The following is a 12,242-nucleotide window of genomic DNA, read 5'->3' as shown; positions in this document are numbered from 1 at the left end:
GATACATCAATCTTAAACAAACAATACCGACCACCCGCTCGGACTGAGTGAAAATTAGGGGGACATGCCGGTGAAGATAGGCACGCCAAAGGAAATACTGGACGGTGAGAACCGGGTCGCGATGACACCGGATTCTGCCGTGCAATTGCAGAAACTGGGCTATGAATGCGCCATCGAAAAGGGGGCCGGTCAGGCCGCCGGGTTTTCGGATGCCGCATACGAAGCCGTAGGGGTCGAGATCATCAAGACCGCCGCGTCGCTGTGGAAGACATCGGATGTCGTGGCCAAGGTCCGCATCCCCACAGATACCGAGATGAAGCGGCTGACCAAGGGCAAGACGCTGATTTCCTTCTTCAATCCCGCCGGGAACGAAGAAGGGATGGAGATGGCCAAGTCCAAGGGTGCCAACGTTATCGCCATGGAAATGGTGCCTCGGATTTCGCGCGCCCAGAAGATGGATGCGCTGTCGTCTATGGCCAATATCGCCGGGTATCGCGCGGTGATCGAAGCGGGCAACAACTTTGGCCGGTTCTTCACCGGTCAGGTGACGGCGGCCGGCAAGGTGCCGCCTGCCAAGGTGCTGATCGTCGGCGCCGGTGTGGCCGGTCTGGCCGCGATCGGGACCTCGACTTCGCTGGGTGCGATCACCTATGCGTTCGACGTGCGCCCCGAAGTGGCCGAGCAGGTCGAATCGATGGGGGCCGAGTTCGTCTATCTGGATTTTGAAGAAGACCAGCAGGATGGCGCGGCCACCGGAGGATACGCCAGCGTGCAATCCGACGAGTTCCGCGAGGCGCAGCTGGCCAAGTTCCGCGAACTTGCTCCGGAAATGGATATCGTCATCACCACGGCCTTGATCCCGAACCGCGAAGCGCCCGAGCTTTGGACCAAGGACATGGTCGAGGCGATGAAGCCGGGCTCGGTGATCGTCGACCTTGCGGCTGAAAAGGGCGGCAACTGCAAACTGACCGTCCCGGATGAGAAGATCGTGACCGACAATGGCGTGACCATCATCGGCTATACCGACTTCCCCAGTCGGATGGCGGCGCAGTCCTCGTCTCTGTACGCGACCAACATTCGTCACATGATGACTGACCTGACGCCCGAGAAGGATGGTCAGATCAATCACGACATGGAAGATGACGTGATCCGCGGTGCAACCGTGACCCATGAGGGTGAGATCACCTTCCCGCCGCCACCGCCCAAGGTGCAAGCCATCGCGGCGCAGAAGAAACCCGAGGTCAAGGAACTGACCCCGGAAGAAAAGAAGGCGCAGGAAATCGCCGCCTTCAAGGCGCAGACCAAGCAGCAGTTCACCCTGCTGGGGATCGGCGGCGCGCTGATGCTGTTGGTGGGGCTTGTCGCCCCGGCCAGCTTTATGCAGCATTTCATCGTCTTTGTGCTGGCCATCTTCGTGGGCTTCCAGGTGATCTGGGGCGTGGCGCACAGCCTGCACACGCCGCTGATGGCGATCACCAATGCGATCTCGTCGATCATCATCGTCGGGGCCTTGATGCAGATCGGATCGGGGTCGTTCCTGGTCATCCTGCTGGCGGCGCTCAGCGTCTTCATGGCCGGGATCAACATCTTCGGTGGCTTCCTCGTAACCCGGCGCATGCTCGCCATGTTCCAGAAATCTTAAGGAGGCCGGGTAGATGATTGGCTTCACTACTGCCGCTTATGTCGTTGCGGCTGTTCTGTTCATACTTTCGCTCGGCGGCCTGTCGAACCAGGAAAGCGCCAAGCGCGCGGTCTGGTATGGCATCGTCGGTATGGCGCTGGCGGTTTTTGCCACGCTGGTCGGCCCCGGTTCGGGCCTGTGGCTGCTGTCGCTGCTGCTGATTGCGGGCGGCGGTCTGATCGGTCAATACGTGGCGCAGCGCGTCCAGATGACCGAGATGCCGCAGCTTGTGGCCGCGATGCACTCGCTGGTAGGTTTGGCGGCCGTCTTCGTCGGCTTCAACGCGCATTTCGAGATCGGCAACGTGGCTCAGGTCATGGCGATCAAGGATAGCGCGGGTCAGGCGGACCTGTCCGACCTTGGCGCCTTTGCCAAGCTGATCGCCAAGAAGACGCCTGCGGAACTGGCGATCCTGCATGTGGAACTGTTCCTGGGCATCTTTATCGGGGCGATTACGTTTACCGGCTCGGTCGTGGCTTACGGCAAGCTGGCGGGCAAAGTGACGTCTGCGGCAACCAAACTGCCCGGTGGTCATATGCTGAACGCGGCGGCAGCCGGTCTGTCGCTGATCTGCCTGATCTGGTACACCAGCTCGGGCGGTTTCTTCCCGCTGATCCTGATGACGCTGGCGGCGCTGTTCATCGGTTATCACCTGATCATGGGCATCGGCGGCGCCGATATGCCGGTGGTTGTGTCGATGCTGAACAGCTATTCGGGCTGGGCCGCCGCGGCGATTGGCTTTAGCCTTGGCAACGACCTGCTGATCGTGGTCGGTGCGCTGGTCGGCTCGTCAGGTGCGATCCTGTCTTACATCATGTGTAAGGCGATGAACCGGCACTTTGTCAGCGTAATCCTGGGCGGCTTTGGCGGCACATCGGGGCCGCAGATGGAAGTCGAGGGTGAACAGGTGGCCATCGAAGCCGATGGTGTAGCTGCCGCCCTGAACGACGCCGACAGTGTCATAATCATCCCCGGCTATGGTATGGCCGTGGCGCAGGCGCAGCAGTCGGTCAGCGAACTGGTCCGCAAGCTGCGTGCCAAGGGCAAAGAGGTGCGCTTTGCGATCCACCCTGTTGCGGGTCGTCTGCCGGGGCACATGAACGTGCTGCTGGCCGAAGCCAAGGTGCCGTATGACATCGTCCTGGAAATGGACGAGATCAACGACGACTTCCCCGAAACGGACGTGGCCATCGTCATCGGTTCGAACGACATCGTGAACCCTGCAGCGCAGGAAGATCCGAACAGCCCCATTGCCGGGATGCCGGTTCTGGAATGCTGGAAGGCCAAGCAGGTGTTCGTGTCCAAGCGCGGTCAGGGCACTGGCTATTCGGGCATCGAAAACCCGCTGTTCTTCAAGGAAAACACGCGCATGTTTTACGGCGACGCAAAACAGTCGCTGGACAAGCTGCTGCCCATGATCGAATGATCCAAGGGTCGAACGCAATTGCAAAGGGCGCCAATTGGCGCCCTTTTCTTTTTTGTCTTGCAGGAGGCTTTGCCTCCTGACCTCCAGGATATTTTTGGCCAGATGAAGCAGGCGGTCGGTGATAGGCTGATCAGAACCGAGAGATGAAAGGAGGGTGCGGATGGAAAAGGTAAATGGCATCGGCGGGGTATTCTTTCGTGCGCAGGACCCCGAGGCGCTGAGCAGGTGGTATGAGAGGCATCTGGGCGTCAGCCCCCATACCCGCGCGCCTTGGAAACAGCGTGAAGGCGACACGGTATTTGCCCCTTTTACGCAAGGGACGGGTTATTTCGGGCGGCCCGAGCAACAGTGGATGATCAATTTTCGCGTCGACGATTTGCAGGCCATGATCGCGCAGCTTCAGGCCGCCGGTATCACGGTGGAAACCAACCCCGAATGGGACAGCGCAATCGGAAAATTCGCCAGAATACACGACCCCGAAGGCAACCCGGTCGAGCTGTGGCAACCAAATCAATGAGATAGTGGTGTTGTATACCGTGGTATCCGTGTAAGTGTATGAAATAAAAAAGAGAATTGATGAATTTGCGAAGGCGGGTATAGTTTCCCGGATGAAACGGAGCCGAAAATGACACCGATCCAGGACCACCCCTTGCGTTACACGCTGGCAAATGAGTTGCATGCGCGCCCTTTTCCCGTGGCCAGCACCCCCTGCACGGTGATCTTTCTGGCGATCAAGAAATCAGAAACGGCGGTTGCCAGAAACCGAAGCGACGATATCGCTCATCTGACGGATCTTCTTGACCGGCATGGGGCACAGCATCCCCAACCGGATGCCACGCATTATGCAGGGCAGATCGGGCGTCACTGGTTGAAATGGGAACAACATACCGAATTCGTGACCTATACCGCCATTACCCAGAATGTCAGCGACCGCGCCTTCAACCCTGCAGATTTCGAGGTTTTTCCCCATGACTGGCTGTCCGTCAGCCCAGGTCAGCGGATTACTTCGGTGATGATGCGTGTGATTTCCCGGCCCGAGGATCAGGCAGTCCGGGCCGCGTTGTCGGACTGGTTCGAGCCGGAAAGCCTTGCCGTGTCCTGCGTCTTGGATGACGCGGCCATATGCGCCAGCGATTTCCGCATTGATCCGGCAGGGCACATGCGCTTTGCATTGTTTGTTTCCGACGGCACCGGGCGGCGCAGGACCGGGCGGATCATTCAGCGGCTGTGCGAGATCGAGACATACAAGGCCATGTCCATGTTGGGATTTGCCCGCGTCAAGGCCTTGATGCCTCGGATTGGCGCCCTGGACGGGAAACTGACCGACCTTATGGGACAGATGACCGACAATACGGCGCATCCCGACGCGTTGCTGCCCGACCTTTTGTCGACATCGACCGAGTTGGAAACCCTGTCGGCGCGCTGTTCGTTCCGATTTGGCGCGACCGGCGCCTACGAAGCGATCGTGAATCAGCGCATATCCGTTCTGCGGGAAGAACGGTTTCAAGGTGGGCAGACTTTTGCAGATTTCATGATGCGCCGTTATGACCCGGCGATCCGCACCGTGAAATCCACCGAGCGTCGCTTGCAGGCTCTGTCCGACCGGGCCATTCGCGCCGGTGAATTGTTGCGTACGCGCGTCGACGTCGAACGCAGCGCACAAAATCAGGCCTTGCTGGAAAGCATGGACCGCCGCGCCGATCTGGCGTTGCGGCTGCAGCACACGGTCGAGGGCCTGTCGGTCGTGGCAATCAGCTATTATGCCGTATCGCTGGCAAGCTACCTCCTTTACCCGGTGACCAAGGCCGGGATTAGCAAGGGCATGCTAACAGCGCTGCTGACCTTGCCCGTTGTCGCTCTTGTCTGGTGGTCTGTCCGGCGTATTCGCCACCGGTTGGAAACCCAGTCCGGTTAAAGGCGCCACAAAGGCAGAATGATCCCGGATCCCTGCTTCATCTGGCCATAAATATCCCGGAGCGCGAGGCAGAGCCTCGCTAAAAGAAAACAGCCGCCCGGAAGGGCGGCTGCAAGCCTAAGATATGATCATCAGCGCCCGCGAATACGCGGGTCCAGCGCGTCGCGCAGGCCGTCGCCCAGGTAATTCACGCTCAGCACGGTCAACGAGATTGCAAGCCCAGGCCAGAACACGCGCTCGGGGTACTGCTGCAGATAGTCGACGCCATCAAACAGCAGGCGGCCCCAGGTCGGGAAATCCGGCGGAAAGCCCAGCCCCAGAAACGACAGCGCGCTTTCGGTGATGATCGCTGTCGCAATCCCCAGCGTAGCCGACACCATGATCGGAGACAGCACGTTCGGCAGGATGTGCCGCGTGATGATCTGGCTGTTGCTGGTGCCGATGGACCGGGCGGCCAGAACAAACTCCCGTTCCTTGATGGCCAGAACGTCACCGCGCACGATCCGCGCGGTTGGCATCCACGATGTAATGCCGATGGCACAGACGATCAGGATGAAAATGCCGCGCTCCAGCCCGAAAGCGGCCGACAATGGCTCGCGGAACAGCAGCATCATGACCAGCAGCAGCGGCAGCAGCGGCAGCGCAAGGAACAGGTCGGTCAGGCGCATCAGCGGTCCGTCCAGCCGTCGGAAGAACCCAGCCAATACGCCGATGAACGAGCCCAGAAACAAGGCCAGCAACATGGCTGTGATGCCCACCGATACCGATGTCTGACCACCCGACATCATCCGGGCCAGGATATCGCGGCCCAGCTGGTCCGTTCCGAACGGATGCCCAAGGCTTGGCCCCTGGTTCCGGGCGCGGATGTCGATCTGGGTCGGATCGATGGTCCACACGAACGGCCCAAGATAGACCGCCGCCACGATAAAGATGAACAGGATCGCCCCGATCATCGCGCCCTTGTGCGTTTTGAACTGGTCCCACACATCGCGCCATTGGCTGCGGGGTGGGGTGGTCAGGTCGTCCATCACGCCTGCGGTCGGCAGTGCGGTCGAGGCGGGGGCCAGCCCTTCTTCGGGGACCAGCGTGTCTGATTTGTCGGTATCAGTCATAGCGAATCCTCGGGTCCAGAATGCCATAGAGAACATCGGCGATCAGGTTGAACAGCACGATCAGCACGGCAAAGATGAAGGTCAGCGTCTGCACCATCGGCAGATCGTTTGCCTGAATGGCGCCGATCAGCAACTGGCCAATGCCGTTCACCTTGAACACCTGCTCGGTTATGATCGCGCCGCCGAAGATGGCCGGGATACCCAGCGCGATCACGGTGACAACAGGGATCATCGAATTGCGCAGGACATGGACCATCACAACCGTGTATTCGCTCAGCCCCTTGGCGCGGGCGGTACGAACGTAGTCTTGGTTGAGGTTGTCCAGCATCGAGGCGCGCATGAACCGGCTTAGCTGCGCCGTAATCTGCAGCGCCAGAACCATGACCGGCATGATCATCTGTTTCAGCTGCAGCATGAAACTGTCCCAACTGTTCACCACAAGCGTGGTGTCATAGATCGACGGGAACCAGCCCAGCTGAACCGAAAAGATCACGATCACCAGCACGCCCGAGAAAAAAGGCGGGACCGAAAAGCCGACCATCGACACGAATGTCCCCATCTGGTCGAACCACGAATACTGGCGATAGGCGGAATAGATACCGATGGGCAGGGCGATCAGGATGGCGACCACATAGGCGGTGCCAACAACCCACAGGGTCTGCGGGATACGCTGAACGACGATGTCCATGACGGGCGAGCGGGTCTGCCACGAAATCACACGCAGGTCACCTTCGGAAAAGGTGGTGCCGAACATCGCGTCGACCAGCACCTGCGGTTCGATCCAGAAGAACTGCACGATCCATTTCCAGAACCGGATATGCATCGGCTGGCCAAGGCCAAGCGCCTCGCGCATCTTCTCTTTGACTTCGGGGGGGACGGTAAGCGGAACCTGCGCCATCGGGTCGCCGGGGGCAAGCTCGAGCAGCAGGAAGATGACGAGGCTGATGAACAACAGCGTGGGTACGGCCAACACCAGTCGTCGGATGGTAAAGTTGAGCATTAAGAGGCGCCTTTATATGCGTCTTCTTTTTGGGATGGTGCGCAAATGACCGCGCCCCGATACGGGTCGGGGCGCGGCATTGCAAGACTATCGCTTAGGAACCGGTTTTGCGGTACCAGTCCGCAATATTCCACAGCTCGCTGTCCCAAACGTTCAGGACAACACCACCCAGCGTGTTTGCGTGGGCCGACAGACGACCGCGGTGAACAAGCGGGATCATACCGCCGTTTTCAACCATGATGTCGTTCAGCTTTTTCGCAATCTCGGCACGGGCTTCCAGACCGGCGGTTTCGGCCAGCTGACCATGCAGCTTGTCGAATTCCTCGTTGCAGAAACGGCTGATGTTTTCGCCCTGCCACTGCGTGTCCGGACGCGGAGCTTTGTCGCAAAGGCCGTTGCCCAGATAGGATTGCGGGTCGGTGCCGTTGAAGGTGTTGGCGTACATTTCAACGTCGGCATAGAACTTCTGGAAGGTGTCGGGCGAGCCCGGGTCACCGCCAAAGAAGACGGACGCGTTGATGTTGCGCAGCTCGGATTCGATGCCGATCTGGCTCCACCATTCCTTGATCAGCGCCTGAAAGTCCTGACGGACGGCGTTGGTCGAGGTCTGGTAGACGATTTTCAGCGGAACACCGTCTTTTTCGCGGATGCCGTCGCCATTCGTGTCGACGATGCCGGCTTCGTCCAGCAGGGCGTTCGCGCCTGCGATGTCCTGCGTATCACAGGTCATCGAGGTCGAGTTGAAGGCCGCAGGTGCGGGAACCCAGTTACAGGTCACCTTGCCTGCCTGACCATAGCCGATCTCAACCAGCAGCGGCCGGTCGATAGCCATGGACATGGCCTTGTAAACCGCCGGGTCCTGCAGGAACGGGTGCGGATGCGCCGCGGTCGAACGCTCGCCTTCCGGCAGATCGGGCGACGGGTTGGTCTGGTTCAGCATGATGCGCTCGACCAGCGGGCCGAAGCCTGCGACCGGTACACCTTTGCCGCCTTCCTGCATCTGCGCGATCACTTCGGGCGCCAGCTGCAGGTTCCAGGCATAGTCGAACTCGCCTGTTTCCATCACTGCGCGGCCTGCGGCAGTCGCATCGCCGCCACCTTTGAAGGTCACGGTCGCAAAGGCCGGCTTGGCCGGATCACGATAGTTGTCATTGGCTGCAAAAGTGATCACGTCGTTTGGCTTGAACTCGGTGACGACAAACGGGCCGGTGCCGATGGGGTTAAAGTTCTGCTCGGTGCATTCGGGGGCTTTGGCGCCCATACAGTCGGCGAACTGCGCCGCTTGTATGATCGGGCTTTCGCCCCCGACAAGCGGGCCATAGGGGAACGGCGTGGGCGCGTCGAAAGAAATTTTGACTGTCAGATCATCGATCACATCGACGCTTGAGACGCCTTCAAAACGTGTCGCATAAGCGCAGCCGCCTTCCGGGTCCATGCAGTAATCCGCAGTGAATTTGACATCCGCCGAAGTGAAAGGCGTGCCATCCGACCATTTAATTCCCGGTGCAAGCTTCCACGTGATCGACGTAAGGTCTTCGGCGACGCCACCGTTTTCAACGGTTGGAATTTCGGCAGCCAAAAATGGAACCAGATTGCCGTCCTGGTCATAGCGCGCCAAGGGTTCGATCACCAAAGACGCTGCTTCGCTATCCTTGGTCCCGCCCGACAGGAACGGGTTCAGGATCGAAGGTGCCTGCCAATAGATGATGCTGACGTTGCCGTCCGATCCGCGCTCGGCAAAGGCCATCGGGGCCATAGCCGTGCTTGCGATCGCACCAAGTAAAAGGGCTTTGATTTTCATCATACACTCCATGTTGGACACTTACGTGTCTCGATTAACTCCGCAATGCCTGCGGATTGGGCGTTGCCGAATAGGGGCGCAAGGCGTTGTCAACAAACGCAAAATGATCAGCGATTCGTGGTTTCCGCGTTCTCCCCAGAACGGATACGCCTCGCATCGAAACAGAGTTTTGGAAAATTGCAAGCCTTGCCCTAGGGAAACGTATCAATGGGTTTGACTTTTCCCGCACTGCCGCAATAGCGTTTGGCATTCAATCAAATTTGCCGCCAAGGGGAGCGCGCGCGTGCTGGATCAACCTATCGCCCAGATCAGGAAATTGCGGGTCGAGTTTCAGACCAAGGATGGTCCGGTGATGGGGGTCGAAGATGTCTCGTTTGACGTACATCCAGGCGAAACCGTTTGTATCGTTGGCGAATCCGGGTCGGGCAAGTCGGTATCTTCGCTGTCTTTGATGCGCCTTGTCGAATTCGGCGGCGGTGAGATTGCGGGCGGCGAGTTGCTGTTCGACCGGCGTGACGGCGAAGAGATGGACCTGTCACATGCCGATCAGAATCTTATGAAAAAGATTCGTGGCAACGAGATCGGGATGATCTTCCAAGAGCCGATGACAGCCCTGAACCCGGTATTTACGGTAGGCCGCCAACTGACCGAAGGGCTGCGCATCCACAAGGACATGACCCGGGCCCAGGCCGAGGACCGCGCGCTGGAGCTGTTGCGCCAGGTTCGTATTCCGGAACCGGAACGCCGGTTGAAGCAATATCCGCACGAACTGTCGGGCGGCATGCGCCAGCGGGTCGTGATTGCCATGGCGATGGCCTGCGAACCGCGCCTGTTGATCGCGGATGAACCGACCACGGCGCTGGATGTCACCATCCAGGCCGAGATACTTGCACTGATGGATCGGCTAAAGCGGGAAACCGGCACGGCGGTGATGTTCATCACCCATGACATGGCGGTCGTGGCACAGATGGCCGACCGCGTGGTCGTCATGTTCCGGGGCAACAAGGTCGAAGAAGGTACGGTCAAGGAAATCTTTGAAAACCCTCAGCATGACTATACCAAGGCATTGCTGGCGGCGGTTCCCAAGCTGGGCGAAATGCGGGGCAAATCCGCCCCGGAACCGATGAAGCTGTTGGGTGTCGAAGGCCAGAACATTGCCCCCATTCCCGGAACGCAGGATGTCCTGCTGTCGGTCAAGAACCTGACGACGCGCTTTCCCGTCAAGGGCGGGCTGTTGCGCCGCACGATTTCAAATGTCCATGCGGTCGAGGACGTGTCGTTCACGTTGAACAGGGGGCAGACACTCAGCCTGGTGGGGGAATCCGGTTGCGGCAAGTCCTCGGCCGGTCGTTCGATCCTGCGTCTGGTCGAGCCGATGGCGGGCGAGGTCACGCTGGATGGCGTCGACATCATGAAGCTGAACCAATCCGGTCTGCGCAAGGCGCGGCTGGATATGCAGATGATCTTTCAGGACCCGTTTGCCTCGCTCAACCCGCAGATGCAGTTGGTCGACCAGGTGGCCGAGCCGATGCGCAACTACGGCGTGGCTACGGGGTCTGAGTTGCAGGACCGGGTGGCGCAGCTGTTTGACAAGGTGCAGCTGCCGCGCAGCTTTATGCGCCGTTTCCCGCACGAGATGTCGGGCGGGCAGCGCCAGCGTATTGCCATTGCCCGTGCCCTGGCCCTGAACCCCAAGCTGATCATCGCGGATGAGGCGGTTTCGGCGCTGGATGTCTCGGTGCAGGCGCAGGTGTTGAACCTGATGATGGACCTGCAATCGGAACTGGGCCTGAGCTATCTGTTCATCAGCCACGACATGGCCGTGGTCGAACGGGTCAGCCACCATGTCGGCGTCATGTATCTGGGCCGGATCGTCGAGATGGGCCCGCGTGAGCGGGTGTTTGAAAACCCGCAGCACCCCTATACGCAGGCCTTGATGAAAGCGGTGCCGATTGCGGACCCGAACCAGCGCAAGTCCGAGAAAGACCTGAATTTCAAGCCGATCCCGTCGCCGATCCACCCGACAAATTATCAGCCTGAACCATCGGAATACCGCGAGGTCGAACCGGGGCATTTCACCCTGACCACCGACAGCGGATATTGACCGAAATGACCGAAAGACTGTCGCCGCTTGAGATCATGACGCGTCTGATCTCGTTTCCGACGGTCAGCAGCGAAACGAACCTGCCTTTGGTGGACTGGGTCGCGGATTACCTGGACGGCCACGGTATTACGGCTCATCGCTGGATCGACCCGGAACAGCCGCACAAGGCGGCCCTTTTTGCCCATGTCGGCCCTGACCAAAATGGCGCTATCGTGCTGTCGGGTCACACAGATGTGGTTCCGATCGAGGGGCAACACTGGGACAGCGATCCGTTTTCCGTCGTTGAACGCGGCGGTAAATATTTCGGCCGCGGCACTTGCGACATGAAAGGGTTCGATGCGCTTGCCATTTGGGCCCTGGTCGAGGCCCGATATGCGGGTGTGACACGGCCGGTGCAACTGGCGCTGAGCTACGACGAAGAAATCGGATGTACCGGCGCACCCCCGATGATCGCGGCCATGCAGAAGGTGATGCCCAAAGGATCGGCGGCCATCGTGGGCGAGCCATCGATGATGCGGGCGGTAACGGGTCACAAGGGCGCATATGGGTACAACACTCATGTGATCGGCTTCGAGGTCCACAGCTCGCTCCTGCAGACCGGGGTCAATGCCATCATGGCGGCTGCGCCTCTGATTGACTGGGCCAATGTGCAGAACGCAAAGAACATGGCGGCCACCCCGTCGGAACTGGCGGCCGATTTCGCACCGCCCTGGACGACCTGCCATGTCGGGGAAATCAGCGGCGGTACGGCCCATAACATCACGGCAAAGGACTGTCGGTTCATGATGGATTTTCGCGTGGTGCCGGGTGAAGATGCCGCAGGTTGGAAGTCTGCCTATCTCGATCAGGTTAGGCAGGCCGAGGCCCGGATGCAGGCCATCAGGCCCGAGGCCCGCATTGACGTAACCGAAGCGTTTGCGGTTCCGGCGCTGGCACCCGAGCCAGACGGCGAGGCCGAAGCGTTGGTCCGGCGTCTGACAGGGGATAACGCGACGCATGTGGTCAGCTATGCCACCGAAGCCGGCCAGTTTCAGGAGGCCGGCTATTCCGCAGTTGTGTGCGGGCCGGGCGATATCGCACAGGCACATCAGCCGAACGAGTTCATAACGGTTGCGCAGTTCCGGCAAGGGCAGGATTTCATGGAACGGCTCGTCCGAACCTTGGTCGGTGGTGGCGCAGGATAGCTCTGGTTTTGCGGGGCAG

Annotated in this window: 9 protein-coding genes; 6 read left to right on the top strand and 3 right to left on the bottom strand. The window is 59.6% G+C overall.

Going from position 1 to position 12,242, the window contains the following annotated elements; all coding sequences use genetic code 11:
* Positions 1-70: 70 nt before the first annotated feature.
* The 4 genes from ACXAG8_RS06080 to ACXAG8_RS06065 all read left to right on the top strand — a co-directional run bounded on the left by ACXAG8_RS06080 (position 71) and on the right by ACXAG8_RS06065 (position 5,022).
* Complete coding sequence (locus tag ACXAG8_RS06080) at positions 71-1,642, top strand: Re/Si-specific NAD(P)(+) transhydrogenase subunit alpha (protein ID WP_475223114.1); 1,572 nt, start codon at positions 71-73, stop codon at positions 1,640-1,642.
* A gap of 13 nt (positions 1,643-1,655) precedes the next feature.
* The gene (locus ACXAG8_RS06075) at positions 1,656-3,107 is read left to right on the top strand and encodes an NAD(P)(+) transhydrogenase (Re/Si-specific) subunit beta (protein WP_475222864.1); all 1,452 of its coding nucleotides are present in this window, start codon (positions 1,656-1,658) and stop codon (positions 3,105-3,107) included.
* A 160-nt stretch (positions 3,108-3,267) separates the two neighbouring features.
* On the top strand, positions 3,268-3,624 hold the full coding sequence (locus ACXAG8_RS06070; RefSeq protein WP_475222863.1) for a VOC family protein: 357 nt from the start codon (positions 3,268-3,270) through the stop codon (positions 3,622-3,624).
* Positions 3,625-3,732: 108 nt separating this feature from the next.
* Positions 3,733-5,022, top strand: coding sequence for a DUF3422 family protein (locus ACXAG8_RS06065; RefSeq protein ID WP_475222862.1), 1,290 nt, complete (start codon positions 3,733-3,735; stop codon positions 5,020-5,022).
* 131 nt (positions 5,023-5,153) lie between these two features.
* Here the strand turns inward: ACXAG8_RS06065 and ACXAG8_RS06060 are convergent, their stop codons facing one another.
* From ACXAG8_RS06060 to ACXAG8_RS06050, 3 genes are all read right to left on the bottom strand, one after another.
* A complete protein-coding gene (locus ACXAG8_RS06060; protein WP_475222861.1) occupies positions 5,154-6,134 on the bottom strand; it encodes an ABC transporter permease in 981 nt (326 codons plus the stop codon).
* A complete protein-coding gene (locus ACXAG8_RS06055; RefSeq protein ID WP_170736410.1) occupies positions 6,127-7,134 on the bottom strand; it encodes an ABC transporter permease in 1,008 nt (335 codons plus the stop codon). Before ACXAG8_RS06055 ends, ACXAG8_RS06060 begins: the two co-directional genes overlap by 8 nt.
* 94 nt (positions 7,135-7,228) lie before the next feature.
* A complete protein-coding gene (locus tag ACXAG8_RS06050) occupies positions 7,229-8,935 on the bottom strand; it encodes a peptide ABC transporter substrate-binding protein (RefSeq protein ID WP_475222860.1) in 1,707 nt (568 codons plus the stop codon).
* A 283-nt stretch (positions 8,936-9,218) separates the two neighbouring features.
* On the opposite strand from ACXAG8_RS06050, the gene ACXAG8_RS06045 reads away from it, so the two are divergent.
* Together ACXAG8_RS06045 and argE are read left to right on the top strand one after the other, a co-directional pair.
* Positions 9,219-11,039, top strand: a complete 1,821-nt coding sequence (locus ACXAG8_RS06045; protein WP_475222859.1) for an ABC transporter ATP-binding protein — start codon at positions 9,219-9,221, stop codon at positions 11,037-11,039.
* A gap of 5 nt (positions 11,040-11,044) precedes the next feature.
* The gene (argE, locus tag ACXAG8_RS06040; protein WP_475222858.1) at positions 11,045-12,223 is read left to right on the top strand and encodes an acetylornithine deacetylase; all 1,179 of its coding nucleotides are present in this window, start codon (positions 11,045-11,047) and stop codon (positions 12,221-12,223) included.
* Positions 12,224-12,242: the final 19 nt, after the last annotated feature.

The sequence above is a fragment of the Ruegeria sp. ABD4_443 genome, assembly GCF_056160865.1.
Note: the sequence above shows the minus strand (reverse complement) of the source record. Positions and strands in the feature narration are given on the sequence as shown.